At 54.4% G+C, this 25,643-nt stretch carries 23 protein-coding genes and 1 tRNA gene; 16 read left to right on the top strand and 8 right to left on the bottom strand.

Annotation, left to right across the window (positions count from 1 at the left end):
- Positions 1–112: 112 nt before the first annotated feature.
- Positions 113–1,294 (top strand): sugar efflux transporter SetB, encoded by a 1,182-nt coding sequence (gene setB / locus GYRE_RS15240; RefSeq protein ID WP_006820867.1) that lies wholly within the window; start codon positions 113–115, stop codon positions 1,292–1,294.
- A gap of 24 nt (positions 1,295–1,318) precedes the next feature.
- Here setB and GYRE_RS15235 read toward each other — a convergent pair whose 3' ends face one another.
- The 3 genes from GYRE_RS15235 to GYRE_RS23875 form a co-directional block, all read right to left on the bottom strand.
- Positions 1,319–1,747, bottom strand: a complete 429-nt coding sequence (locus tag GYRE_RS15235; protein ID WP_038256354.1) for a helix-turn-helix domain-containing protein — start codon at positions 1,745–1,747, stop codon at positions 1,319–1,321.
- A 53-nt stretch (positions 1,748–1,800) separates the two neighbouring features.
- Positions 1,801–2,943: a cyclopropane fatty acyl phospholipid synthase gene (cfa, locus tag GYRE_RS15230; RefSeq protein ID WP_038256352.1), complete on the bottom strand. Its 1,143-nt coding sequence runs from the start codon at positions 2,941–2,943 to the stop codon at positions 1,801–1,803.
- 255 nt (positions 2,944–3,198) lie between these two features.
- A complete protein-coding gene (locus GYRE_RS23875; RefSeq protein WP_006820870.1) occupies positions 3,199–3,450 on the bottom strand; it encodes a YkgJ family cysteine cluster protein in 252 nt (83 codons plus the stop codon).
- 135 nt (positions 3,451–3,585) lie between these two features.
- Between GYRE_RS23875 and yeiP the strand changes: the two genes are divergently transcribed.
- Entirely contained in the window at positions 3,586–4,158 is a 573-nt protein-coding gene (gene yeiP, locus GYRE_RS15225; protein ID WP_006820871.1) for an elongation factor P-like protein YeiP, read from the top strand.
- A gap of 45 nt (positions 4,159–4,203) precedes the next feature.
- Here the strand turns inward: yeiP and uxuA are convergent, their stop codons facing one another.
- Positions 4,204–5,394, bottom strand: coding sequence for a mannonate dehydratase (gene uxuA / locus GYRE_RS15220; RefSeq protein ID WP_038256350.1), 1,191 nt, complete (start codon positions 5,392–5,394; stop codon positions 4,204–4,206).
- A gap of 206 nt (positions 5,395–5,600) precedes the next feature.
- Here uxuA and GYRE_RS15215 point away from each other — a divergent pair, with 206 nt between their 5' ends.
- From GYRE_RS15215 to yejF, 9 genes are all read left to right on the top strand, one after another.
- Positions 5,601–7,067, top strand: coding sequence for a mannitol dehydrogenase family protein (locus GYRE_RS15215; protein ID WP_038256348.1), 1,467 nt, complete (start codon positions 5,601–5,603; stop codon positions 7,065–7,067).
- A 120-nt stretch (positions 7,068–7,187) separates the two neighbouring features.
- Positions 7,188–8,165: a CobW family GTP-binding protein gene (locus GYRE_RS15210; RefSeq protein ID WP_038256346.1), complete on the top strand. Its 978-nt coding sequence runs from the start codon at positions 7,188–7,190 to the stop codon at positions 8,163–8,165.
- A gap of 34 nt (positions 8,166–8,199) precedes the next feature.
- A complete protein-coding gene (locus tag GYRE_RS15205) occupies positions 8,200–8,913 on the top strand; it encodes a phosphatase PAP2 family protein (RefSeq protein WP_038256345.1) in 714 nt (237 codons plus the stop codon).
- A 418-nt stretch (positions 8,914–9,331) separates the two neighbouring features.
- A complete protein-coding gene (gene mepS / locus GYRE_RS15200; RefSeq protein ID WP_006820876.1) occupies positions 9,332–9,901 on the top strand; it encodes a bifunctional murein DD-endopeptidase/murein LD-carboxypeptidase in 570 nt (189 codons plus the stop codon).
- 160 nt (positions 9,902–10,061) lie between these two features.
- Positions 10,062–11,624, top strand: a complete 1,563-nt coding sequence (locus GYRE_RS15195) for a cyclic di-GMP phosphodiesterase (RefSeq protein WP_038256343.1) — start codon at positions 10,062–10,064, stop codon at positions 11,622–11,624.
- 61 nt (positions 11,625–11,685) lie between these two features.
- Positions 11,686–13,491 carry an extracellular solute-binding protein gene (locus GYRE_RS15190; RefSeq protein ID WP_038256342.1) on the top strand — a complete coding sequence of 602 codons (1,806 nt, stop codon included), beginning with the start codon at positions 11,686–11,688 and terminating at the stop codon, positions 13,489–13,491.
- Between the two features lie 8 nt (positions 13,492–13,499).
- Positions 13,500–14,594, top strand: coding sequence for a microcin C ABC transporter permease YejB (locus GYRE_RS15185; protein WP_006820880.1), 1,095 nt, complete (start codon positions 13,500–13,502; stop codon positions 14,592–14,594).
- Complete coding sequence (locus tag GYRE_RS15180) at positions 14,594–15,619, top strand: microcin C ABC transporter permease (RefSeq protein WP_038256341.1); 1,026 nt, start codon at positions 14,594–14,596, stop codon at positions 15,617–15,619. Before GYRE_RS15185 ends, GYRE_RS15180 begins: the two co-directional genes overlap by 1 nt.
- 1 nt (position 15,620) lies before the next feature.
- Positions 15,621–17,210, top strand: coding sequence for a microcin C ABC transporter ATP-binding protein YejF (gene yejF, locus GYRE_RS15175; RefSeq protein ID WP_038256339.1), 1,590 nt, complete (start codon positions 15,621–15,623; stop codon positions 17,208–17,210).
- A gap of 3 nt (positions 17,211–17,213) precedes the next feature.
- On the opposite strand, the gene GYRE_RS15170 is transcribed toward yejF, so the two are convergent.
- From GYRE_RS15170 to rsuA, 3 genes are all read right to left on the bottom strand, one after another.
- Positions 17,214–17,558 (bottom strand): YejG family protein, encoded by a 345-nt coding sequence (locus GYRE_RS15170; protein ID WP_006820883.1) that lies wholly within the window; start codon positions 17,556–17,558, stop codon positions 17,214–17,216.
- A gap of 346 nt (positions 17,559–17,904) precedes the next feature.
- Positions 17,905–19,098: a Bcr/CflA family multidrug efflux MFS transporter gene (locus tag GYRE_RS15165; protein ID WP_006820884.1), complete on the bottom strand. Its 1,194-nt coding sequence runs from the start codon at positions 19,096–19,098 to the stop codon at positions 17,905–17,907.
- A 15-nt stretch (positions 19,099–19,113) separates the two neighbouring features.
- Positions 19,114–19,821, bottom strand: coding sequence for a 16S rRNA pseudouridine(516) synthase RsuA (gene rsuA, locus GYRE_RS15160; RefSeq protein ID WP_006820885.1), 708 nt, complete (start codon positions 19,819–19,821; stop codon positions 19,114–19,116).
- A gap of 151 nt (positions 19,822–19,972) precedes the next feature.
- Between rsuA and radD the strand changes: the two genes are divergently transcribed.
- Positions 19,973–21,730, top strand: coding sequence for a DNA repair helicase RadD (gene radD / locus GYRE_RS15155; RefSeq protein WP_038256336.1), 1,758 nt, complete (start codon positions 19,973–19,975; stop codon positions 21,728–21,730).
- Positions 21,731–21,866: 136 nt separating this feature from the next.
- On the top strand, positions 21,867–22,151 hold the full coding sequence (gene rplY, locus GYRE_RS15150) for a 50S ribosomal protein L25 (protein WP_006820889.1): 285 nt from the start codon (positions 21,867–21,869) through the stop codon (positions 22,149–22,151).
- Between the two features lie 52 nt (positions 22,152–22,203).
- On the opposite strand, the gene yejK is transcribed toward rplY, so the two are convergent.
- A complete protein-coding gene (gene yejK, locus GYRE_RS15145) occupies positions 22,204–23,211 on the bottom strand; it encodes a nucleoid-associated protein YejK (protein ID WP_006820890.1) in 1,008 nt (335 codons plus the stop codon).
- Between the two features lie 133 nt (positions 23,212–23,344).
- Here yejK and GYRE_RS15140 point away from each other — a divergent pair, with 133 nt between their 5' ends.
- The 3 genes from GYRE_RS15140 to GYRE_RS15130 all read left to right on the top strand — a co-directional run bounded on the left by GYRE_RS15140 (position 23,345) and on the right by GYRE_RS15130 (position 25,500).
- Positions 23,345–23,572, top strand: coding sequence for a YejL family protein (locus tag GYRE_RS15140; RefSeq protein WP_006820891.1), 228 nt, complete (start codon positions 23,345–23,347; stop codon positions 23,570–23,572).
- 19 nt (positions 23,573–23,591) lie between these two features.
- A complete protein-coding gene (gene yejM, locus GYRE_RS15135) occupies positions 23,592–25,352 on the top strand; it encodes an LPS biosynthesis-modulating metalloenzyme YejM (RefSeq protein ID WP_006820892.1) in 1,761 nt (586 codons plus the stop codon).
- A 71-nt stretch (positions 25,353–25,423) separates the two neighbouring features.
- Positions 25,424–25,500 (top strand) — tRNA-Pro (locus GYRE_RS15130).
- Positions 25,501–25,643: the final 143 nt, after the last annotated feature.

Genomic DNA, 25,643 nt, shown 5'->3' with positions numbered 1-25,643 from the left:
TTAATGTGAAATGCCTTTTTGATTTTTTTGTGCTGAATTTGATTTAAGCCGCTGTTTATTTGCTGAAGCCCGGCGTACACTCGCGCGTCTCTTATCTGATTAAAAATAGCTCATGCATAACAGCACCGCCGCTACGCCCCGACGTGGGTTCGACGTGACGTCGTCGTCTTTCCTTATTGTTGCTTTCCTGACCGGCATCGCCGGGGCGCTGCAAACGCCGACGCTCAGTCTGTTTCTGACCAATGAAGTCCATGTGCGCCCGGCGATGGTGGGGTTCTTCTTCACCGGTAGCGCGGTGATTGGCATTCTGGTCAGCCAGTTCCTTGCCGGTCGTTCCGATCGCAAAGGAGACCGTAAAAGCCTTATCGTCTTTTGCTGCGTATTAGGTGTGCTGGCGTGCGTGCTGTTTGCGTGGAACCGCAACTACTTCATTTTGCTCTTTGTCGGGGTATTCCTGAGCAGCTTTGGCTCCACGGCTAACCCTCAGATGTTTGCCCTCGCCCGCGAACATGCGGATAAAACAGGGCGTGAAGCGGTGATGTTTAGCTCAATCCTGCGTGCGCAGGTGTCGCTGGCGTGGGTGATTGGCCCGCCGCTGGCTTACGCACTGGCGATGGGTTTTGGCTTCACCGTTATGTACCTGAGTGCGGCGGTCGCCTTTATTGTGTGCGGGATTATGGTGATGATTTTCCTGCCCTCCATGCGTAAAGAGCCAAAAGCCGCCGCCGGACACATGGAAGCACCGCGCCGCAATCGCCGCGATGCGCTGCTGTTATTCACCATTTGTACGCTGATGTGGGGCACCAACAGCCTTTATATTATTAATATGCCGCTCTATATCATCAATGAGCTGCATTTACCGGAGAAGCTCGCCGGCGTCATGATGGGCACCGCCGCCGGGCTGGAAATCCCCACCATGTTGATTGCCGGCTATTACGCCAGACGCTTTGGTAAGCGTTTCCTGATGCGCGTGGCCGTCGTCGCGGGGCTCCTCTTTTATCTCGGCATGCTCACCTTTCACTCCCCGGTATTATTGCTGGCGATGCAGCTGCTGAACGCCATCTATATCGGTATTCTCGCCGGGATCGGTATGCTGTATTTCCAGGATCTGATGCCAGGACAGGCCGGTTCTGCCACCACGCTTTATACCAACACCACCCGCGTGGGCTGGATCATTGCCGGTTCACTCGCCGGGGTGGTGGCTGAAATCTGGAGCTATCACGCCGTTTTCTGGATTGCACTGGTGATGTGCATCCTTGCCGTCGGCTGCCTGATTAAAGTGAAGGATGTCTAAGGCGAGCGCTGCTCGCCTTATGGCTTACCGGTGCATTTGCTCCAGCGCTTCCCCTTCTGCCAGCGGCAGATGAATAGGAAGCTGCAACCGTTCCGGGGAGGAATCGACATGATGTCGATAGACGCTCGGGGGCACCCCGTAATGACGACGGAACGCCCGACTAAATGTCGATTGATCCTCATAGCCCAGTAAAACCGCCACGCTGAATGCCGATAATGTGGTGCTCAGCAATATCTCTGCCGCTATCGTCATTTTACGCCGGGAAATATAGTTCGCTAACGTGTACCCCGTCACGAGCGTAAACTTACGTTGAAAATACCATCGAGAGTAGCCCGATTTACGGGCTATATCGTCCACAGATAATTTATTGTCTATATTATTCTCCACCCAGCACAATACGCCATCAATCACTGAGAGGAGGCTGTCGTTAACCACCTGAGATTGTCTTGCCATAATCAAGCCTGTAAATAATAACAATACTGCACGGTATTATTAAAAGATTGTCGTTAACGCGGTACCTGAAGGCCGCCATTTACTCCACGAGTCAGTACAAGTTGCCATAATTGAATATTACGGGCGCGAAATGCGCCAGCGCAGGCATTAAGGTAATAGGTAAACATACGTTTAAAACGTGTAGAATAGTTACTATCTATTTCAGGCCAGGTTGCCAGAAAGCGCTCATACCATGCCATCAGGGTGCGGTCATAATCAGGGCCGAAATTATGCAAGTCCTCAATCACAAACCAGGGTTCACTGGCGGTGGCAATGTGTGCAACAGAAGGCAGACAACCATTGGGGAAAATGTATTTATTGATCCACGGATCAACGTTGATATCGGTTTGATTCGAACCGATGGTGTGCAGCAGGAACAGGCCGTTCGGCTTAAGGTTTTTATTCACCACCTCAAAGTATGTCGCATAGTTTTTTGGACCAACGTGCTCAAACATTCCCACTGAAACAATTCTATCAAACTGCATCTCCAGGTCCCGATAGTCCTGCAACAGGATGGTGACATCCAGCTTTTCGCAGCGCTGCTGCGCCAGCTTCTGCTGCTCCGCCGAGATGGTAATTCCGGTGACTTTCACACCGTAATTTTCCGCGGCAAACGCGGCGAGCCCGCCCCAGCCGCAGCCAATATCGAGCAGCGTCATGCCCTCTTTTAGCTGCAGCTTCTCACAAATGAGCCGCAGTTTGTCCTGCTGCGCGGTGAAGAGATCTGTAGCATGACGCCAGTAACCGCAGGAGTATTGCATCCACGGATCGAGCATACGAGTAAAGAGATCATTGCCCAAATCGTAGTGTTCTTTGCCCACAATCCAGGCACGCTTTTTCGATTGCAAATTAATTAGCCGTGCGCCTGCGACTCTCACCAGATCTTTAAATCGTTTCGTCATAACGGATTCAAGGTCAGCTTCTAATAACCGTCTAATAAACTCATCGGGTCTTTCACATTCCCACCAGCCATCCATATAGCTTTCACCCAGACCTAATGAGCCCTGCTGAAGAACGCGCTTGTAGAATTTATTGTTTTTAACCTGAATATCCCAGGGACGATCACCATTTATTTTTACCCCTGCTTCCTGTAACAATTTATAACTAATTTTATACCAGGCATCCTGGGTGTCCGGAGTGATACTATTCTGGTTCATTTGCTTACCTTGCTAAAATCCGAAAATTATTATTTCTTTGCGCTTTAAATAATATTGGCGAGTGAAATCCCTGTTGCGGGGCACAGTGAAATACAGAAAATTATTTAATATATTATTTTTTTAAATTAGCGACGAAACGTTAATAAGCCGCGAATCCGGAAAGCAGTATAGCAAACGTAGGGGATTCCAAAAATGAACAATAATCATGCCAGTCATTCCCTGAAGGAATAACTGTTGAGAGCCTCGTCACGCTGTTTACGAAGTACTCTCTTCCAGATACAGCAGGTACGTCATCGCTTCCTCACGATTGGTACAACACATCTCAACGGAAGGTTTTAAACTACTACATACTTTCGGGCGCAGGCTCGAACCAAAGATATTGCACAGGTTCTCGTCGGAGAGCTGTACGCAGCGGGTATTCGCCGGCTTGCCGCCAGGCATTCCGGGGATCGGGCTTGATATTGAAGGTGCCGTACAGCAGGCACCGCAGTCGGGGCGGCATTCCATAATGGCGTCTCTCGGGCGTCAGGTTGCGCACCTTATCACCTTTTCACAAAACCCGCGAATTCCGCTTGCCTGGAAGCCCCGGCGCGAGTACTTTGACGCGATATTTTCGACACCCTTGTACACAGGATTACTGCAATGCCAAGAGCGAATGAGATTAAGAAAGGTATGGTGCTGAACTACAACGGCAAGCTGCTGATTGTAAAAGATATTGACATTCAGTCACCGAGCGCCCGCGGCGCCGCAACGCTGTACAAAATGCGTTTTTCTGACGTCCGTACCGGTCTTAAAGTAGAAGAGCGTTTTAAAGGTGATGACATTCTGGATACCGTGACCCTGACCCGTCGCTTCGTCGATTTCTCCTACGTCGACGGCAACGAATACGTGTTCATGGATAAAGAAGACTATACCCCATATACCTTTACCAAAGATCAGATTGAAGAAGAGCTGCTGTTCATTCCGGAAGGCGGTATGCCGGATATGCAGGTGCTGACCTGGGACGGCCAACTGCTGGCGCTGGAGCTGCCGCAGACTGTCGATCTGGAAATCGTTGAGACGGCGCCGGGCATCAAAGGGGCTTCCGCGAGCTCTCGCACCAAGCCTGCGACGTTGACTACCGGTCTGGTGGTACAGGTTCCGGAATATCTCACCACCGGTGAGAAAATCCGAATCCATATCGAAGAGAAGCGCTACATGGGTCGCGCGGACTGATAAAAAAAGGACGGTAACGACCGTCCTTTTTTATTTTCCCTGCGCTTACAGCAGGTCAGGATATTTGGTCATCTTCAGCGCCAGCTCAACGCCGCGTACTTCCGCCATCCCCTTCAGTCGACCAATCGCCGAATAGCCAGGGTTGGTTTTCTTCTTCAGATCGTCAAGCATCTGGTGCCCGTGGTCCGGACGGAACGGGATTGGTCGCAGATCGCCCGCTTTCTTACGTCGCTGCTCTTCGCCCAGAATCGCATCAACGACCGCCACCATATTGACGTCGCCGTGCAAATGCGCCGCTTCGTGGAAGGTTTTTGGGTTCTCTTCCCGGCAGGTGGAACGCAGGTGGGTGAAGTGGATACGATCGCCAAAGGTTTCAATCATCTTCACCAGGTCGTTATCGGCGCGCACGCCATAAGAGCCGGTACACATGGTGAAGCCGTTGTTGATGCTGTCGACGGTCTCTTTCAGCCACTGCATATCTTCAATAGTGGAAACAATGCGCGGCAGACCGAGGATCGGGCGCGGCGGATCGTCAGGGTGAACCGCCAGACGTACGCCCACCTCTTCCGCTACCGGCACAATCGCCCGCAGGAACACGGCCATATTGTCACGCAGCTGAGCTTTGCTGATGTTGTCATACTCCGCCAGACGTGCGCGGAACTGATCGAGGGTATAGCCCTCTTCGGCGCCCGGCAGCCCCGCGATAATATTGCGGGTTAGTTTTTCAATTTCTGCAGCACTCATCGCGTTGAAGTAGGCTTGCGCCTGGCGCTGCTCTTCTTCGCTGTAGTCCGCTTGCGCGCCTTCACGTTTGAGGATATGCAGTTCAAAGGCAGCGAAAGCAATCTGGTCAAAACGCAGAGCACGGGAGCCGTCCGGCAGCTGATACTCGAGGTCGGTACGGGTCCAGTCGAGGATAGGCATGAAGTTGTAGCAGACGGTATCAATACCGCAGGCCGCGAGGTTACGGATGCTCTGCTGATAGTTAGCAATCCAGGTCGCGTATTCGCCGCTGTGGGTTTTGATATCTTCGTGGACCGGGATGCTCTCAACCACCGACCAGGTCAGTCCTTTTTCAGCCAGCATCGCCTGACGCTTCTGAATATCTTCAATCGGCCAGACCTGGCCATTCGGAATGTGGTGCAGTGCGGTCACAACACCGGTGGCGCCCGCCTGGCGCACATCATCAAGCGATACCGGATCGTTCGGTCCATACCAACGCCAGGTTTGCTCCATTGTCTCACCCTCTCAAGTTGTTATACCAATAATGGAAAGCTGAATGACGACTACCATACAGGCTTAAGCAAAATGATCAACATAACGCGCCAGGTTGATTGATCCAGCTCACAATCCACAGAGAAATACGGCACACCAATTTCAATTGCTGTCATATAACTTTACACTGGCAATTGTTAACCATTAGTTATCCAGGTGTATATATAATGAAGAACATCGCCACCGCCGCCCTGCCTGACAGCGTGCAGCTCCCCACCTATGACCGGCAGGCTCTGCGCTCGCGGATCGTGCACTTTGGCTTTGGTGCCTTCCACCGGGCACACCAGGCGTTACTGACTGACCGGGTGCTTAACGCCCGCGGTGGTGACTGGGGTATTTGCGAAATAAGCCTGTTCAGCGGCGACGTTCTGATGGCACAGCTTCGCGAGCAGGATCACCTGTTTACGGTGCTGGAGAAAGGCGCTGAGGGCAATCAGGCCATTGTTGTTGGCGCGGTACACGAGTGTCTTAACGCGCGTCTCGATTCACTGGCCGCGATTATCGAGAAATTCTGCGAGCCGCAGGTGGCGATTGTTTCATTGACCATCACCGAGAAGGGTTACTGCATCGACCCGGCAACCGGCAGCCTTGACGTCAACCAACCGCGTATCATTCACGACCTGGAAAATCCGACGGAACCGCACTCAGCGCCGGGCATTCTGGTGGAAGCGCTCCACCGCCGCCGCGAGCGTGGTCTCTCTCCTTTCACGGTGCTGTCATGTGACAATATTCCCGACAATGGCCACGTGGTGAAGCACGCGGTCCTCGGGATGGCCAGCAAGCGCTCACCTGAACTGGCAACCTGGATTGCAGACAACGTGAGTTTCCCCGGTACGATGGTAGACCGCATCGTGCCTGCGGCAACCGATGAATCGCTCGCCGAAATCGAGGTGGTGCTCGGGGTGGCCGATCCTTGCGCCATTAGCTGCGAACCGTTTATCCAGTGGGTGGTGGAGGATAATTTTGTTGCCGGTCGTCCGGAGTGGGAAGCCGCGGGCGTGCAGATGGTGGAAAACGTACTCCCCTGGGAACAGATGAAGCTCAGGATGCTCAACGGCAGCCACTCGTTCCTCGCCTGGCTGGGTTATCTCGCCGGTTTTCAGCACATCAGCGACTGCATGCAGGATGAGGCATATCGTCATGCCGCCAGACGCCTGATGCTTGAAGAGCAAGCCCCTACGCTCAGCATCACCGGCGTTGATCTGAATGCCTATGCCGACAGCCTGACAGAACGTTTTAGTAATCCGGCGCTGAAGCACCGCACCTGGCAGATAGCGATGGACGGCAGTCAGAAACTACCGCAGCGGATGCTCGACGGTATCCGCATTCATCTGGCCCGCCACACCAACTGGCCGCTGCTGGCGCTGGGCGTTGCCGGCTGGATGCGCTACGTCAGCGGGACGGACGACGCGGGGCAGGCTATCGACGTGCGCGATCCGCTGGCGGATAAAATTCGTACTCTGGTGGACAACTCCACCGAATCAGACCGCGTTTCGGCACTGCTGACCCTCAGCGAAATTTTTGGTGCAGACCTGCCGCGAAATACTCAGTTTGTCGCCGCCGTGGATCACACCTGGCAAAAACTCTGTACTCTCGGTGCTCGTCAGGCGCTCATTTCCACCCTGAATCTTTAACAGTTTCTGCTATTTAGCGGGCAGAGAGGCAATCTGCCCGCCGCAAACCTTCTCTTTTCGCCTTTTTTTCGTCAGGATAGAACTGTTACAACATTACAATAGTGACCTCCTGGAGCGAACGTGACGAAAACAAACCTCATTACCGGGTTTCTCGGTAGCGGCAAAACCACGTCTATTCTGCACCTGCTGGCGAATAAGCCCGCTGACGAAAAGTGGGCCGTACTGGTTAACGAATTTGGCGAAGTGGGTATAGATGGCGCCCTGCTCGCTGATAGCGGTGCGCTGTTAAAAGAGATCCCTGGTGGCTGCATGTGCTGCGTCAACGGTCTGCCGATGCAGGTGGGGTTGAACACGCTGCTGCGACAAGGAAAACCCGACCGCCTGCTTATTGAGCCCACCGGCCTTGGGCACCCAAAACAAATCCTCGATATTCTGACCGCTCCGGTTTATGAGCCGTGGATAGATTTGCGCGCCACCCTGTGCCTGCTTGACCCTCGTCAGCTCCTGGACGACAAAGTGCTGAACAACGAAAACTTCCGCGACCAGCTGGCGGCGGCGGACGTGGTTATCGCTAACAAAGCTGACCGCGCAACCGTTGAGAGCCAGCAGGCCCTGGAGCAGTGGTGGCAACAACACGGCGAAGGCCGAGAGCGCTATATCGCCACTCAGGGCAATCTGCCGCAAAGATTGCTGGATCTCCCGCGTAGCAACCTTACCCCGCTGCCGGAGAGCGCCGAGCATGCTCACAGTCACGCCTCACGCAAAGGGCTTGCCGCCCTGAGTTTGCCGGAGAACCAGCGCTGGCGGCGCAGTGCGAACAGCGGTCAGGGTTACCACGCCTGCGGCTGGATTTTTGACCCTGACACCGAGTTTGATACCATTGGTTTACTGGAGTGGGCGCGGCTCGCCCCGGTCACCCGCGTAAAAGGGGTAATGCGTATCCCGGAGGGTCTGGTGCGTATCAACCGCCAAGGGCTGGATCTGCATATTGAAACGCAGAGCGTAGCACCTCCCGATAGCCGCATTGAGCTTATCAATGAGTCAGACGCCGACTGGAACAGCCTCCAGAGTGCGCTTTTAAAGCTCCGTATCCGTTAGCGACGTTTTGCTTCTCGTTTTAAATAGTACAGTGATGAATACCCGACTTTCTTTGAATCTACTCTTAAGCGCTGCAGGTGCGGCGCTGTTTTTATCCTGGTACCTGCCGGTCAGTCATGGCTACTGGTTACCGCTGGACTCCACCATTTTCCACTTCTTTAACCAGGGTCTGGGTGCCAGCCGCACCTGGGCCTGGTTCCTTGCCATCACCAATACCCGCGCCTTTGACGCCTGCTCCCTGCTGGCGATGGGTTGCCTGATGCTCTGCTACTGGTTTTCAAGCGATGCCCACGGCAAACGCCGCATTATCGCCATCGGGCTGACCATGCTGTTGGCGGCAGTGACTATTAACCAGCTGGCACAGCATCTGCTACCGGTTAAGCGCATGAGCCCAACGCTGTGGTTTAAGGATATTTATCGGGTCAGTGACATAATATCTTTCCCCACCAAAGATGCCTCAAAAGCCAGTTTTCCCGGCGATCATGGGATGATGCTGCTCATATTCAGCGGTTTTATGTGGCGTTATTTCGGTGTGAAAGCATTGTTAATTTCCCTGATAATTACCGTGGTTTTTGCCTTCCCACGCGTCATGATTGGCGCCCACTGGTTCAGCGATATTGCCGTCGGATCGCTTTCTGCCGTTCTGATTGGCCTGCCCTGGGTACTGATGACTCCGCTCAGCGACAAGGTCGTTGGCTTTTTTGAACGTTATTTACCCACATGGCCACCGCAAAATAGCCATCACTAATCCGAATTAATTAACGCTCATTATCAAGGATCGTTTTCGATCCTTGATAATTGACTGCCGTTTTTTTATTCAATTTTGTCATCTTCTCGTCACAATAAAGCGCTTATAAATGAGCGAATTGGATAATTTTTATCCGAAATTGCTGCTATTTTGCGCTATGCTATTTTGTCACTTTCTGTATCACATTTTCTTATAAAAAAAGCGGCAAAAGCGCTCGCAATGGTCACCCTGATGAGGTAACCTCAATCTCGTTTTGCTGTACAGACCTCAATTATTCACATTTTGAATAATTTTGTGCGGTAGCCCACAGTTTTGTAGATAAAGAATTGTCTCATTGCCGGCAGGTATTTAGTCTCGACACGTTTGGCATTTTTTATAACGATTTTTTCGTTAAGGACTTCAAGGGAAAATAAACGAAATGGTCAAATCTCAGCCGATTTTGAGATATGTGTTGCGGGCTATCCCCGCCGTAGCAGTCGCGGTCCTTCTCTCCGCATGTAGTACCAGTAATACCGCCAAGAATATGCATCCTGAGACGCGTGCTGTGGGCATAGAAGATGCCTCGTCACTGCAAGCCTCTCAGGATGAATTTGAAACCATGGTGCGTAACCTCGACGTGAAAACCCGTCTGATGGATCAATACGCAAGCTGGAAAGGTGTTCGTTACCGTCTGGGTGGCGAAACCAAACGTGGCGTAGATTGTTCGTCCTTTGTACAGCGTACATTCCGCGAGCAGTTCGGCCTCGAGTTACCTCGCTCCACCTGGGAGCAACAGGAAACCGGTAAATCAATTAAGCGCAATCAGCTGCGTACCGGTGATTTAGTTCTGTTCCGTGCAGGCTCAACGGGTCGTCATGTCGGGATTTATATCGGCAACAACCAGTTTGTTCACGCCTCCACCAGCAGCGGCGTAACTATCTCCAGCATGAACGAGCCATACTGGAATAAACGCTACAACGAAGCGCGCCGGGTTCTGAGCCGTTCGTAAATTCTCTGCATGTCGGTTACCCTTGGCCGGCAGGCATGAACAGGAAAACACTGCTGCGGCAGTGTTTTTTTTTGCTTTTTTGCGCCCTCGCCATGACACGGATGCGGCAAGCGGCCAATATCATATCATCACGCTTTACGCTCAGGGATAATGTCCATCTATGTTCACCCGCTACTTCTCCGTTGGCCGTAAGATCCTGTTCACCAGTATTCTGGTTGGACTGGTTGCCGCTATACTGGCCGGAGGTATTCAGTTTTCGGTGATCCACCACAAACGTTCCGAGCAGTTCGATACGGTCATTAAGGACCTGCAAAACTACCTGAACGGCTACTTCTCCGATCTACGCAGCACCGTCGATTACCTGCAACCACTAACGATGAGCCCTTGCGAACAGATCCAGCAAGAGCTTACCGCCCGTGCCGCTTTTAGCGTTAACGTTCGGGCCTTTTTACTGGTGACGGATAAGCGCGCCGTGTGCTCGTCGGCCACCGGGCCCATGAACGCCCCCTTCGAAGAGCTGGTCCCGCAGATCGATCTCAGTAAAGCGATGGATATGACTATCCTGCCTGGTACCCCGATGCTGCCGTCAAGCCCAGCCTTTGCGCTGTGGGTACGTAGCCCGTTAATGAAAAACCGTGGGGTCTTTGCCTCTGTTAATGCCAACCTGACGCCGTTTATTCTCTACTCTGGTGAACAGAACAACTTCTCCGGCATCGCACTGGTGGTCAATCACCTGGCGCTGACCTCCTTCACTCAACATCTGATAGACCCGGCTACCCTGCCGCAGAAACCGGTGCGGACCGCCAGCCTCAACGATTTACCGGTGCAAATTTACCTCTATGGACAGTTCTGGACCCGGGATGATGTACAATACGCCCTGCTGCTGCTGCTGGTGGTAGGCCTGGTGACTGGCCTCTTGTGTTACTACATTCTCAGTATTCGCATCAGCCCCGGTAAAGAGATCCTCTCGGCGATTAAACGTAACCAGTTCTATGTGGTTTACCAGCCGGTAGTCTCCACCGAAGATATGAAAATTCGTGGGGTCGAAGTACTGATGCGCTGGAATCATCCGGTGGCAGGCGAGATCCCACCGGACGCGTTCATTAATTTTGCTGAAGCGCAGCAGCTTATCGTCCCCCTCACCCGCCATCTGTTTGAGCTCATTGCCGACGACGCCGCCACGCTGCAAAAACTGCTGCCACCGGGGGCAAAGCTTGGAATAAATATTGCGCCGGGCCATCTTCATGCCGAGAGCTTCCGCGACGATATGCGCACCTTTAGCGCCTCGCTGCCGCCGAACTACTTCCAGGTGGTACTGGAAATTACCGAGCGCGATACGCTGCACCATAAAAATGCGATGCAGGCCTTTGAATGGCTACACCACGAGGGCTTTGAGGTGGCTATCGACGATTTTGGTACCGGCCACAGCGCGCTGATTTATCTCGAGCGCTACGCTTTTGACTACCTGAAAATCGATCGCGGCTTTATTAACGCTATCGGGACGGAGACCGTCACCTCACCGGTGCTTGATACCGTGCTGACGCTTGCCAGAAAGATGAAACTGGTCACGGTTGCCGAAGGCGTGGAGACGCAGGAACAGGCGCACTGGCTGCGCGATCATGGGGTGAATTTCCTGCAGGGGTACTGGATTAGCCGGCCGCTAACCTTAGAGCAGTTCGTCAAGGCGCACTCACTCCCTGCAAATTATTTCACAACCGACTAAGGGTCTCTTATTATTCTTCTGAGACAGAACGTTAGCTAACCTGGGAGGACGCCGTCTGGTGATGATTGTACGCCTGTTAATCCTGATGTTGACCCTGTTCTGCATACAGAGCCACGCCCAGGCTATAAAAGAAAGCTACGCGTTTTCCGTCATTGGTGAACCGAAGTATGCCGTTGATTTTCATCATTTTGACTACGTTAATCCGGCGGCCCCAAAAGGGGGTTCCGTTACCCTCGCCGAGCTCGGCACCTTCGATAACTTCAACCGTTATGCCCTGCGCGGCAAAGCAGGCGTGCGCACCGAATCGCTGTACGACACCCTGTTTACCACCTCCGATGACGAACCGGGAAGCTACTATCCGCTGGTTGCCGACATGGCCCGCTACGCTGCTGACTTCTCGTGGGCTGAAATTACCATTAATCCCCGCGCGCGCTATCACGACGGCTCCCCCATCACCGCTAAGGATGTGGCCTCCACCTTCAACAAATTTATGACCGAAGGGGTGCCACAGTTCCGCCTGATTTATAAGGGCACCACGGTTAAGGCCATTGCACCGCTGACCGTACGCATTGAGCTTGCCAAGCCCGACAAAGAAAACATGCTCAGCCTGCTCTCTTTGCCCATCATGCCGGAGAATTTCTGGCGCAACCATAAGCTCAGCGATCCGCTCTCTACCCCACCTCCGGCAAGCGGTCCCTACAAAATAACCCAGTGGAAAATGGGCCAGTATATTGTTTACTCGCGGGTGAAAGACTACTGGGCGGCAAACCTGCCGGTAAACCGTGGACGCTGGAATTTCGACACCATCCGCTACGATTATTACCTTGATGACAACGTCGCGTTCGAAGCCTTCAAAGCCGGGGCCTTCGATATGCGCGTGGAGAGCAGCGCCAAAAACTGGGCAACCCGCTACATCGGCAAGAACTTCGCCAATCACAACATTGTGAAGGATGAACAGAAGAATACCTCGGCTCAGGATACCCGCTGGCTGGCCTTTAATATTCAGCGTCCGGTGTTTGCCGACCGCCGCGTGCGTGAGGCGGTGACGCTCGCCTTTGACTTTGAATGGATGAATAAAGCGTTGTTTTACTCGGCCTACAGTCGGGCAAACAGCTATTTCCAGAATACCGAATACGCGGCGCGCAACTACCCGGATGCCGACGAGCTCACCCTGCTGGCGCCGATGAAAAATGAGCTGCCGCCGGAGGTGTTTACCTCGATTTATCAACCACCGGTTTCAAACGGCGATGGCTTCGACCGTGAAAATCTGCTGAAGGCCAACCAGCTGCTGGATGCCGCAGGCTGGCCGCTGAAAGGCAAGCAGCGCGTGAATGCACAAACCGGCCAACCCCTGCGCTTTGAGCTGCTGCTGAGCGCCGGAGGCAACAACCAGTGGGTGCTGCCGTTCCAGCACAGTCTCAGCCGTATCGGGGTGACGCTGGATATCCGCCAGATTGATAACGCCCAGTTGAATAACCGTCTGCGCAGCCGCGACTATGACATGATGCCGGTACTCTGGCAGGCAACCCCCTGGCCGAGCTCCAGCCTGCGGATTGCCTGGGCCTCGGAGTACATTGATTCCACCTACAATGCGCCGGGCGTCAAAAACCCGGTCGTCGATAAACTTATCGCCGACATCATCCGCTGGCAGGGCAATAAGCAAAAGCTCCTGCCGCTGGGCAGAGCCCTGGATCGTGTACTGACGTGGAACTACTACCAGTTACCGATGTGGTATATGGCTGAAGACCGAATAGCCTACTGGGATAAATTCTCTCATCCGGCGGTGCGTCCGGTATATTCCCTCGGGTTCGACACCTGGTGGTATGACGTTAACAAAGCGGCGAAGCTGCCTGCGGACCGACGTTAAGGAGTAGTATGGGTGCGTATCTGATCCGCCGATTATTGCTGGTGATCCCCACGCTGTGGGCCATCATCACCATTAATTTTTTCATTGTACAGATTGCTCCAGGTGGCCCTGTAGATCAGGCGATTGCCGCCATTCAGTTTGGCGATCGCGGCGCGATGCCGGGCGGCGGCGGCGAGGGAATGGGGGCAAGCCATGCCCGTACCGGGGTGAGCAACATTAGCGACAGCCACTATCGCGGTGGCCGCGGCCTGGATCCTGAAGTCATTGCCGAGATAACCCATCGCTACGGCTTCGATAAGCCTATTCACGAACGCTATTTCAAGATGCTAGGCGACTATCTGCGTTTCGATTTCGGTAACAGCCTGTTCCGCAGCGCCTCGGTGCTACAGCTCATCAAAGAGAGCCTGCCGGTCTCTGCATCACTGGGGCTGTGGAGTACGCTCATTATCTATCTGGTGTCGATCCCGCTTGGGATCCGTAAAGCGGTGCATAACGGCAGCCGTTTTGATACCTGGAGCAGCGCGTTCATCATCATCGGCTACGCCATTCCAGCCTTTCTGTTCGCCATTCTGCTGATTGTGATTTTCGCGGGCGGCACCTGGTACGATCTTTTCCCGCTGCGCGGGCTGACCTCCGCGAATTTCGATAGCCTGCCCTGGTATAAACAGGTGACGGACTACCTGTGGCATATCACCCTGCCGGTGCTGGCGACGGTGATAGGGGGTTTTGCGGCACTGACAATGCTGACCAAAAACTCATTTCTCGATGAGATCCGTAAACAGTACGTAGTGACCGCCAGGGCCAAAGGCGTCAGTGAGAAGAACATTCTGTGGAAGCATATCTTTCGTAACGCCATGCTGCTGGTTATCGCCGGGTTCCCCGCTACCTTCATCAGTATGTTTTTTACCGGCTCGCTGTTGATTGAAGTGATGTTCTCACTTAACGGCCTGGGGCTTTTGGGCTATGAAGCCACTATCTCGCGCGACTACCCGGTGATGTTCGGCACGCTGTATATCTTCACCCTGATTGGCCTGCTGCTGAACATTCTGAGCGACATCAGCTATACGCTGGTGGATCCGCGCATTGATTTCGAGGGCCGCTGATGTTGCGTTTAAACCCCGTCAACGAAGCCCGCTGGGCTCGCTTTCGCCACAACCGTCGCGGTTACTGGTCGCTATGGCTGTTCCTCATCCTGTTTACCTGCAGCCTGTTCTCCGAACTGCTGGCAAACGACAAGCCGCTGCTGGTCGAATACCGCGGTAGCCTGTATGTACCGTTTATTAAAGACTACACCGAAGCCCAGTTTGGCGGTGATTTCGCGACCAACGCCGATTACCAGGATCCCTGGCTGCAAAAGCAGTTAACAGAGAACGGCTGGGTTATCTGGGCACCGATTCGCTTTGGCGCCAGCAGTATTAACTTTGCCACCGATCAGCCCTTCCCTTCCCCGCCGTCGGCCACCAACTGGCTGGGTACCGATGCCAACGGGAGTGACGTGCTGGCGCGCATTCTCTACGGCACGCGTATTTCGGTGCTGTTCGGCCTGATGCTGACGCTGTGCTCAAGCGTAATGGGCGTATTTGCCGGGGCGATTCAGGGTTATTACGGCGGTAAGATTGACCTGTGGTGCCAGCGTTTTATCGAAGTGTGGTCAGGAATGCCGACGCTGTTTCTCATCATCCTGCTCTCAAGCGTTGTGCAACCCAACTTCTGGTGGCTGCTGGCCATTACCGTTATTTTTGGCTGGATGGCGCTGGTAGGCGTTGTGCGCGCGGAGTTTCTGCGCACGCGTAACTTTGACTATATCCGCGCCGCCCAGGCAATGGGCGTTAACGATCGCGGCATTATCTTTCGCCATATGCTGCCAAACGCGATGGTGGCCACCCTCACCTTCCTGCCCTTTATTTTGTGCAGCTCTATCACCACGCTGACCTCGCTGGATTTCCTTGGCTTTGGTCTGCCGCTGGGTTCGCCGTCGCTTGGCGAGCTGTTGCTACAGGGCAAAAACAACCTGCAGGCACCGTGGCTCGGTATCACCGCGTTTCTCTCGGTGGCAGTGCTGCTATCACTGCTGATTTTTATAGGCGAAGCCGTGCGCGATGCCTTCGACCCGAACAAGGCGGTGTAGCATGAGTGCGCCCTTACTACAGATTGATAATCTCTCCATCGCCTTCACCGACAGAGGAAAAAGCCGCACGGTGGTCAGCGAGTTATCGCTGCAGATAGCGGCCGGTGAAACGCTGGCGCTGGTCGGGGAATCCGGTTCCGGAAAAAGCGTCTCGGCGCTGTCGGTACTGCGCCTGCTGCCCCAGCCGCCGGTAAGCTACCCCACCGGTGACATCCTGTTTCACAACCAGTCGCTGCTGCATGCCGACGAGCGCACCCTGCGCGGAGTACGCGGTAACCGTATCGCGATGATATTCCAGGAGCCGATGGTCTCGCTCAACCCGCTGCATACTCTCGAGAAACAGCTGTATGAGGTGCTTTCGCTGCATCGCGGGATGCGCAAAATCCCGGCGCGCGCCGAGATCCTCGACTGTCTCGACAGAGTCGGTATTCGCAACGCCGCAAAACGCCTTGCCGACTACCCGCATCAGCTCTCCGGCGGTGAACGCCAGCGGGTGATGATTGCCATGGCGTTACTCACCAAACCTGAGCTGCTGATTGCCGACGAGCCCACTACCGCGCTCGACGTCTCCGTTCAGGCGCAAATTCTGCAACTGCTGCGCGAACTGCGCAACGAGCTCAATATGGGTCTGCTGTTCATCACCCACAACCTGAGCATTGTGCGTAAACTGGCGGATAACGTCGCGGTGATGCAAAACGGTCGCTGCGTCGAGCAAAACCGTGCCGCGGCCCTTTTCCTCGCGCCTCAACACCCCTACACCCGCCGGTTGCTCAACAGCGAGCCTTCCGGTAACCCGGTGCCGCTGCGGGAAGAAAACCGCCCGCTGCTCAGCGTTGAGAACCTCAGCGTGGCTTTCCCGGTGCGAAAAGGCATTCTGCGCAAGGTGGTGGATAACAATCAGGTGGTGCGCAACGTAAGCTTTACGCTGCACGCCGGAGAAACGCTGGGACTGGTGGGGGAATCGGGCTCCGGGAAAAGCACCACCGGGCTGGCGCTGCTGCGTCTTATCGCCTCTGAAGGCAACATCGTCTTTGACGGCCAGGCGCTTCAGGGGCGCAACCGCAAACAGCTCTTACCGCTGCGCCATCGGATTCAGGTGGTGTTTCAGGATCCGAATTCATCGCTTAACCCGCGTTTTAACGTCCAGCAGATCATCGAGGAAGGTTTACGCGTTCACCAGCCCACCCTCAGCGCAGAACAGCGTGAGCAGGAAGTGATCCGGGTGATGCAGGAGGTGGGATTAGAGCCTGACAGCCGCTTGCGTTATCCGGCCGCCTTTTCCGGTGGCCAACGGCAGCGTATCGCCATTGCCCGTGCGCTTATCTTAAAACCAGAGCTTATCGTGCTGGATGAGCCGACGTCGTCGCTCGACAGAACCGTACAGGCGCAAATCCTCACCCTGCTGAAAGCACTGCAGGAGAAGTATCGTCTGGCGTATATTTTTATCAGCCACGATCTGCACGTAGTGCGTTCACTGTGCCATCAGGTGATTGTATTGCGTCAGGGAGAAGTCGTGGAGCAGGGAGAATGTCAGCGCGTATTTGCCGCACCGCAGCAGGAATATACCCGCCAGCTATTGTCGCTTAGCTGACGTTCAGAACGGGTTGTTGCCAGAAAAAGGTTCGGCGATAGCCACGCCAAAATTCTTCAGTCGGCAGGTGGCAGCAAATTCGTCCTGTCGTTCGACGAACAGGCACGGCTCACCCTCGCACTCCAGTACGGAACAGGCGACTTCGATATCGGTCAGCGCCTGGCTGAGCGTATGCATTACCGGCCAGGCTTTTTCGCCATCCGGACTCAGCAATTTCAGGCCGACCAGGCAGTTATCGTTCTGTGGGCCGTTTTGCGGAATCGGTTCAACTCTGGAACCTGCAAAACCGGCCGACCAGCGATAGCTCTGGGGTAGGCGGTGGACAATAGAAAGCTGGATAGTATTCACGATATTTCCCCGGAAGCAAAATGCTTCACAATTTATTCACATCCATTTTAACACATCGTTGACATTTAGTCCTGCATACCAAACAGAAACACGGAAACCCGCACCCGGTGCGGCTTAACGACTTATTATCTTGTGTTTTACAAAACGTTCACGAATGCATTTTGGCGCTATATGTACCCGTTTCTGTGATCTAAAACAACCTTTTTGTCTACAACGATGTGACTTTTTACATAAATTGATTTTACATAGAGGAAACATATATCTCTAATCAGAAGCGGATTTCCGTTGATATGCGTCAAAAAAGGGGCTGATTTAGCCCCTGTTTTTAATGATAAATGCTGAATTTTTACCCAGCTTTGCGCGGACGGCTGGCGTAAAGGTAGAAAAGGATCGAAAGCGTTGCGCAGAGCGCGATAGAAATCAGCATCGGCCAGGCGGAAGTAAAGGTCGCCAGCGACAGCAGTGCCCCCACGATTGCCCCAATACCAAAACGGAATGTCCCGGCAAGCGACGATGCGGTTCCCGCCATGTGCGGAAACTCATCAAGGATCACCGCCATCGCGTTTGACGAAATCATCGAGATACAGCCAACAAATGCCGCCACGCCGATCACCAGCGACCAGAAGCCAACGCCCAGCAGACCGCACACCACCATCCATATCGCCATCGCGAACTGGATCCAAAGCCCGGCGCGGAACATGTTGAGCGCCCCGATGCGCCGCACAAAGCGGCTATTAATAATCGTCATAATGAACAAAAAGACGATGTTCAGCGCAAAATAATAGCCAAAGTGCTGCGGCGCCACGTGGTTAAGCTCGATGTAAACAAACGGCCCGGCGCTTAAGAAGGAGAACATCCCGGCAAAGCTGAAACCGCTTGCCAGCATGTAGCTCAGCACCCGCTTATGACGGAACAGCGTAGCAAAGTTGCCCAGCGTGGTACGAATGTGGAACTTCTGTCGCCGCTCCACCGGCAGCGTCTCGCTGATGAAAAAGAAGATCATCGTTGAGGCGAGCAGCGCGGCAACGGCGAGGATCCAGAAGATGGTGTGCCAGCTAAACCACACCAGCACCGCGCCCCCCACCATCGGTGCCACCAGCGGCGCAATGGTCGTCACCAGCATGACGAAGGACATCATGCGGGAGAACTCTTCCTTCGGATAAATATCGCGCATCAGGGCGTTGATCACCACGCTCGCCGCCGCGGCCGCCAGGCCATGGAAGAAGCGCATGATAATCAGCTGATCGATAGTCTGCGACAGCGCACAGGCCACCGCCGCCGCCGCGAACACCAGCGTACCGCCGAGGATAACGGGTTTACGCCCGATACTGTCGGCCATCGGGCCATACAACAGCTGCCCGACCGCAAAGCCCAGAATATAGGTACTCAGGGTCATCTGCGCACTGCCTGCCGGTACGCCAAACTGCGCGGAGATAACCGGCAGCGCAGGCAAGTACATATCGATAGACAGCGGCATCAGCATGGCCAGCAGGCCAAGGATCAAAATAATGCCCAGCGAAGAGTGTTTCCTGGTCGTCACGCATCACTCCTGAAGTTAACTGGACGGCGCACCGACGGAGGCAATCTCTTCTGCCGTCAACGGGCGGTATTCTCCGGGCTCAAGGCTCGGGTCGAGCGTGATATCGCCAATGCGCTCACGATGCAGTCCGACAACGCGATTCCCCACCGCTGCAAACATACGTTTGACCTGATGATAACGACCTTCGCTAATCGTCAGGCGCACTTCCGTTGGCGTAATCACTTCAAGCACCGCCGGTTTGGTCAGCGATTTTTCATTGTGCAGCTGAACGCCTTTCTCAAACTGTTCAGCGGTATCGTCGCTTACCGGCGATTCCAGGTTCACCAGATAGGTTTTTTCGCAGTGGTGTTTTGGCGACGTAATACGGTGCGACCACTGACCGTCGTCGGTCATCAGTACCAGCCCCGTGGTGTCAATATCCAGACGCCCCGCTGCATGCAGTTTGTGTGCAACAGGTTCATCAAGGAAGTACAGCACCGTTGGATGATCCGGATCATCAGTGGAGCACACGTAGCCCTGCGGCTTATTAAGCATGAAGTAGCGTGGCCCGTTCTGCTGAGTCAGCGCGTTACCATCGTATTCAACATGGTGCTCTGGCTCGAGTTTAAACGCGGTGTTTTTAACAATGTCGCCATCCACGGTAACGCGGCTGCCGCGGATCTCGCGCCCGGCAATAGCACGGCTGACGCCGAGTTGCTGAGCGATAAACTTATCAAGTCGCATGAGGTTTTTTTAGCCTGTAATAATGCCGGAGGTCGGGCACAGATCCCGAAAAAAGAAGTAATAACAGAAACCAGTATAACGGGCTCCTTCCGGCACTCAAGGAAAAAGATTCGTGGCATACTATGTGGCTGTTAATGGATATCATTGAGTTATGACTTTTACCCTTCGTCCCTACCAGCAGGAAGCCGTCGACGCCACCCTCGCCCACTTTCGTCGTCACCGCGAACCGGCAGTGATAGTGCTGCCCACCGGTGCCGGAAAAAGCCTCGTCATTGCCGAGCTGGCAAGGCTCGCGCGTGGCCGCGTGCTTGTACTGGCGCATGTCAAAGAGCTGGTCGCGCAGAACCATGCTAAATATTGTGCCCTTGGCCTCGATGCCGATATCTACGCCGCCGGGCTTAAGCGCAAAGAGAGCCACGGCAAAGTCGTGTTTGGCAGCGTTCAATCGGTCGCCCGTAATCTTGACCATTTCCAGGCCGAGTTTTCGCTGCTGATTGTCGATGAATGCCACCGCATTGGCGACGACGAAGAGAGCCAGTACCAGCAAATCCTTAATCATCTGACCGGGGTAAACCCTCACCTGCGTCTGCTCGGGCTCACTGCTACGCCTTTTCGTCTGGGTAAAGGCTGGATCTATCAATTCCACTACCACGGCATGGTGCGCGGTACCGAGAAAGCCCTGTTTCGCGACTGCATCTATGAGCTCCCGCTGCGCTATATGATAAAGCACGGTTATCTGACGCCGCCGGAGCGGCTCGATATGCCGGTGGTGCAGTACGATTTCAGCCGTCTGCAGGCGCAGAGCAATGGTCTTTTCAGTGAGGCAGACCTCAACCGCGAGCTGAAAAAACAGCAACGCGTGACGCCGCACATCATCAGCCAGATAATTGAGTTCGCCGAAGCGCGCAAAGGGGTGATGATTTTTGCCGCCACCGTCGAACACGCTCGGGAAATCACCGGCCTGCTGCCCGCAGACGATGCGGCCCTGATTACCGGCGAAACCCCGGGCCCGCAGCGCGATGAGCTGATAACCGCCTTCAAAGCGCAGCAGTTTCGTTTTCTGGTCAACGTCGCGGTACTAACCACCGGATTTGATGCTCCGCATATCGACCTGATTGCGATTCTGCGCCCGACCGAGTCCGTTAGCCTGTATCAGCAGATTGTGGGGCGTGGACTGCGCCTCTCCCCGGGGAAGACCGACTGCCTGATCCTCGACTATGCCGGTAATCCACACGACCTTTACACCCCGGAAGTGGGGGCACCAAAAGGAAAAAGTGACAACGTCCCGGTACAGGTTTTCTGCCCAGGATGCGGCTTTGCCAATACCTTCTGGGGGAAAACTACCGCCGACGGTACGCTGATTGAACACTTCGGTCGTCGCTGCCAGGGGTGGCTTGAGGATGACGACGGCAACCGCGAACAGTGCGATTATCGCTTCCGCTTTAAAAACTGCCCACAATGTAATGCCGAAAACGATATTGCCGCCCGCCGCTGCCGCGAGTGCGATACCGTGCTGGTTGACCCGGACGATATGCTGAAAGCGGCGCTGAAGCTCAAAGACGCGCTGGTGTTACGCTGCAGCGGCATGCAGCTGCAGCACGGGGCGGATGAGAAAGGCGAATGGCTGAAAATCACCTATTTCGACGAAGACGGTGCGGACGTGAGCGAGCGTTTTCGTCTGCACACCCCTGCCCAGCGTACAGCGTTCGAACAGCTATTTATCCGCCCGCACACCCGCACGCCAGGCATTCCACTGCGCTGGATAACGGCCGCTGATATCGTGGCGCAGGAACCTCTGCTGCGCCATCCCGATTTCGTTGTGGCGCGTAAGAAAGGCCAGTTCTGGCAGGTCCGTGAAAAGGTCTTCGACTACGAGGGACGCTTCCGTCGGGCCAATGAGTTGCGCTGAATGTCGCTTTTCCATTGATGCGAAATGCTTTCGCGGCTATAATGCCGCCCGCTTTTGCATTCCATATGCAAAGCAGATCACTTACCTGCTGCTGGGTCGCCTGTAGCAGGAATTACATTAAGTAAGAGAGATATCAATGTTTACTATCAACGTAGAAGCACGTAAAGAGCAGGGTAAGGGTGCGAGCCGCCGCCTGCGCGCAGCTAACAAGTTCCCGGCTATCATCTATGGTGGCGAAGCTGCTCCGGTTGCAATCGAACTGGATCACGACAAACTGTGGAACATGCAGAACAAACCTGAATTCTACAGCGAAGTTCTGACTCTGGTTGTCGACGGCAAAGAAGAAAAAGTGAAGGTTCAGGCTGTACAGCGTCACGCGTTCAAAGCCAAACTGTCTCACATGGACTTCGTTCGCGCGTAATCGTCGCTGACAAGTCAAAAAAACCCCGCATTGCGGGGTTTTTTTATGGCTGTCATTTACCGCCGGAAGTACGGCGCTGCAGCTGGTCACGCAGGTTCGGCGGTGTACCTTTGATGGTCAGCGTATCGGTTGCCGGATCCCAGAAGATCCGTTCCCCGAGCAGCATGGCATCGAAATTAATCGTCAGGCCGCCGCCGCTGCCGGCATATTTAGTCAGCTGGCGCAGGGTACTGCGGTCCGCCGGGAAACTCTCTTCCAGCTCATAGCCTTTCTCCGCGGTGAATTCCTGGAAACTCACTTCGCTAACGCCCGCAAGCTCCTTAGAGAGTGATTCCAGCTCAATCTCTTCTCCCGCCTGCAGTTGTTCGTTGCAGTAGGTGTAGACCTGCTGGCGCACATTCTGACGCTCGGACTTATCGAGCTGCGCTTCTGCCGTAAAGTCGTCTACCGCCTGCAGCAGACCACGGTTTTGCGCTTTCGCATTCAACCCTTCGCTGGCGCCGAGGAAATCCATAAAGAAATCGGCCACTTTGCGACCCACGCGCCCTTTCAGGAATGTCAGGTAGCGGGAAGAGTCCGGATTGGTTTCCCACTCGGTGAGATCGATACGCGCCACGATGTCGGCGTGATTAATATCCAGATAATGCGTCGCGCTGATATCCAGCTGTTCATTCACGCGCATGCTGTTCAGGTTATTCAGCACTGCAACCAGCAGGTACTCTACCGCCAGGTAGCGGTAATGGCAGAACAGGACAATGCCGCCTTCGGCAAACGGGTATTTCGCCAGCTCATCGCGCAGGCGACCGGTGGCCGCGCGGCTGAACGCCAGAAAGTCCTCTTCGCCCTGACGATTCAGGCGCAGGGTTTGTGCCAGCTCGCTGTCGTCATTGAACATGCCGTAAGCTTTATTTTTGGCGCTGTAGACGCGATGCAGCTCCGCCATCATCTCTTCGACGGTTGCCGTCGGCTCCAGCAGGGTATCGCGCAACACCAGCTCAAGGTTCTGTTCATCACGCTTGATAAGCTGGTGCAGGGCAATCTGGTTGATGTCCAGACTCATGTTAAACTCTCCTTTTAGACCGGGCGGTATTCAATCACCCCCGGCGCGACTGTGCAAGAGTAGAAAAAAAGCGGAAAAAAAGCTGGTGCTACGTTAATATGTTGCCCTTTCATGAACAAACAGATTTTGATTTATGCCGCAACTCTCCCGCTATAGTGATGAACACGTTGAACAACTGCTGAGTGAACTGCTCAACGTACTGGAAAAACATAAGTCGCCGACCGACCTGTCGCTGATGGTGCTGGGTAATATGGTGACTAACCTGATTAATACCAGCGTCGCTCCGGCCCAGCGTCAGGCGATTGCCCGTTCGTTCGCCCAGGCGCTTCAGTCTTCCGTCAGCGACGACAAGGCTCACTAAGGAACACGTACAACAGCATATGGTGACTTACCGTCAGTCTTACCGAGAAAAAGTCTCCCAGATGGTTAGCTGGGGGCACTGGTTCGCCCTGTTCAACATGCTGTTGGCCATGGTTCTCGGTAGCCGCTATCTTTTTGTCGCCGACTGGCCGACAACGCTTGCCGGGAGACTTTACTCCTGGGTGAGTGTTGTCGGGCACTTTAGCTTTCTGGTGTTTACCACCTACGTACTGATCCTGTTTCCACTGACGTTTATCGTCATGTCGCAGCGGTTGATGCGCTTCCTGTCGGCGATCCTCGCCACCGCCGGAATGACGCTCCTGCTCATCGACACCGAAGTCTTTACCCGCTTCCACCTCCATCTTAATCCCTTCGTCTGGGAACTGGTGATTAACCCGGACCAGAACGAAGTCGCGCGAGACTGGCAGCTGATGTTTATCAGCGTACCGGTTATTTTGCTGCTTGAGATGCTGTTCGCCACCTGGAGCTGGCAAAAGCTGCGCAGCCTTACCCGTCGCCGCCGCTATGCGGTGCCGGTCGCGTGGTTGTTCTTTATCTCCTTTATCTCCTCCCATTTGATGTACATCTGGGCGGATGCCAATTTCTATCGGCCGATCACCATGCAGCGCGCCAACCTGCCCCTCTCCTACCCCATGACCGCCCGTCGGTTTCTGGAGAAGCATGGTCTGCTTGATGCGCAGGACTTCCAGCGTCGTTTGATTGAGCAAGGCGACCCGGAAGCCGTTTCCGTTCAGTATCCGCTGAGCGATCTGCACTTCCGTGATATGGGGCCGGGCCAGAACGTCCTGCTTATTACGGTTGATGGGCTGAATTACTCGCGCTACGAGAAGCTGATGCCGGAACTGGCAAGCTTCGCGCAGAAAAACGTGACCTTCACCCAGCACATGAGCTCTGGTAACACCGTCGATGGCGGCATCTTCGGCCTGTTCTACGGTGTTTCCGCAGGCTACATGGACGGCATTCTGTCGACGCGCACGCCAGCGGCGCTGGTGACGGCGCTAAATCAGCAGGGTTACCAGCTGGGGCTGTTCTCGTCTGATGGTTTCCAGAGCCCGATGTATCGCCAGGCGTTGCTCTCCGATTTCTCATTGCCACCGGCAAAAGATCAGAGCGATGAACAAACTGCCAGCCAGTGGATTAACTGGCTCGAGCACGACGCTGAGAACGATAACCGCTGGTTCTCGTGGGTGGCACTGAACGGTACCACTATCGATGACGGCCAGCAGCAGAGCTTTACCCGCCGTTACAGCCAGGCAGCAGGCGACGTTGATGCACAAATTGGCCGCGTGCTGAACGCGCTGCAGGCTTCAGGCAAGATGGACAGCACGGTGGTTATCATCACGGCGGCCCACGGTATTCCGCTGGACGCTCAGCGTAATGGTTTCGACTGGTCACGCCCTGCCCTGCAGGTGCCGTTGGTTATCCACTGGCCGGGCACGCCAGCGCAACGCATTAATACGCTGACCGGTCACAAAGACGTGATGACCACGCTGATGCAGCGTCTGCTACATGTCAGCACCCCGGCGAATGAATATTCTCAGGGTCAGGATCTGTTCAGCGCCACTCGCCGCCAGTATTGGGTGACCTCGGCGGATACCAATACCCTTGCCATCACCGCGCCGGAAATCACCGTCGTGCTCGAAAACAACGGTAGATACACCACCTGGGATCGAAAAGGTGACAAGCTGAAGGATCAGAAACCGCAGCTCAGTCTGCTGCTGCAGGTTCTGACGGATGAGAAGCGCTTCATCGCTAACTGATTAATTATGAATCAGTTAGCAGAGGGCTTGCTTGCATTCAAAACAGAAACGGGTAGTATTAGCCCACGTATCGGCACGTAGCGCAGCCTGGTAGCGCACTGTCATGGGGTGTCAGGGGTCGGAGGTTCAAATCCTCTCGTGCCGACCAAAATTCCCAAAGAAAACCAACCCTCGCGGTTGGTTTTTTTATGCCTGCAACAAAGAACATCCTTCGAATATCTCTATAGCAAAATCCAAAAATAACCGGCTGTAACCGCTCAGGTCATTGCGTAAACATGGAATAAGTCACTG

Origin of the sequence: Yokenella regensburgei ATCC 49455 (genome assembly GCF_000735455.1) — a bacterium.
GTDB lineage: Bacteria > Pseudomonadota > Gammaproteobacteria > Enterobacterales > Enterobacteriaceae > Yokenella > Yokenella regensburgei.
This window is presented reverse-complemented; position numbering and strand designations above follow the sequence as displayed.

Excerpts from the sequence above, each read along its gene's own strand:
- setB (WP_006820867.1), top strand. The coding sequence starts at position 113 with ATGCATAACAGCACCGCCGCTACGCCCCGACGTGGGTTCGACGTGACG.
- GYRE_RS15235 (WP_038256354.1), bottom strand. The coding sequence starts at position 1,747 with ATGGCAAGACAATCTCAGGTGGTTAACGACAGCCTCCTCTCAGTGATT.
- cfa (WP_038256352.1), bottom strand. The coding sequence starts at position 2,943 with ATGAACCAGAATAGTATCACTCCGGACACCCAGGATGCCTGGTATAAA.
- GYRE_RS23875 (WP_006820870.1), bottom strand. The coding sequence starts at position 3,450 with ATGGAATGCCGCCCCGACTGCGGTGCCTGCTGTACGGCACCTTCAATA.
- yeiP (WP_006820871.1), top strand. The coding sequence starts at position 3,586 with ATGCCAAGAGCGAATGAGATTAAGAAAGGTATGGTGCTGAACTACAAC.
- uxuA (WP_038256350.1), bottom strand. The coding sequence starts at position 5,394 with ATGGAGCAAACCTGGCGTTGGTATGGACCGAACGATCCGGTATCGCTT.
- GYRE_RS15215 (WP_038256348.1), top strand. The coding sequence starts at position 5,601 with ATGAAGAACATCGCCACCGCCGCCCTGCCTGACAGCGTGCAGCTCCCC.
- GYRE_RS15205 (WP_038256345.1), top strand. The coding sequence starts at position 8,200 with ATGAATACCCGACTTTCTTTGAATCTACTCTTAAGCGCTGCAGGTGCG.
- mepS (WP_006820876.1), top strand. The coding sequence starts at position 9,332 with ATGGTCAAATCTCAGCCGATTTTGAGATATGTGTTGCGGGCTATCCCC.
- GYRE_RS15195 (WP_038256343.1), top strand. The coding sequence starts at position 10,062 with ATGTTCACCCGCTACTTCTCCGTTGGCCGTAAGATCCTGTTCACCAGT.
- GYRE_RS15190 (WP_038256342.1), top strand. The coding sequence starts at position 11,686 with ATGATTGTACGCCTGTTAATCCTGATGTTGACCCTGTTCTGCATACAG.
- GYRE_RS15185 (WP_006820880.1), top strand. The coding sequence starts at position 13,500 with ATGGGTGCGTATCTGATCCGCCGATTATTGCTGGTGATCCCCACGCTG.
- GYRE_RS15180 (WP_038256341.1), top strand. The coding sequence starts at position 14,594 with ATGTTGCGTTTAAACCCCGTCAACGAAGCCCGCTGGGCTCGCTTTCGC.
- yejF (WP_038256339.1), top strand. The coding sequence starts at position 15,621 with ATGAGTGCGCCCTTACTACAGATTGATAATCTCTCCATCGCCTTCACC.
- rsuA (WP_006820885.1), bottom strand. The coding sequence starts at position 19,821 with ATGCGACTTGATAAGTTTATCGCTCAGCAACTCGGCGTCAGCCGTGCT.
- radD (WP_038256336.1), top strand. The coding sequence starts at position 19,973 with ATGACTTTTACCCTTCGTCCCTACCAGCAGGAAGCCGTCGACGCCACC.
- rplY (WP_006820889.1), top strand. The coding sequence starts at position 21,867 with ATGTTTACTATCAACGTAGAAGCACGTAAAGAGCAGGGTAAGGGTGCG.
- yejK (WP_006820890.1), bottom strand. The coding sequence starts at position 23,211 with ATGAGTCTGGACATCAACCAGATTGCCCTGCACCAGCTTATCAAGCGT.
- GYRE_RS15140 (WP_006820891.1), top strand. The coding sequence starts at position 23,345 with ATGCCGCAACTCTCCCGCTATAGTGATGAACACGTTGAACAACTGCTG.
- yejM (WP_006820892.1), top strand. The coding sequence starts at position 23,592 with ATGGTGACTTACCGTCAGTCTTACCGAGAAAAAGTCTCCCAGATGGTT.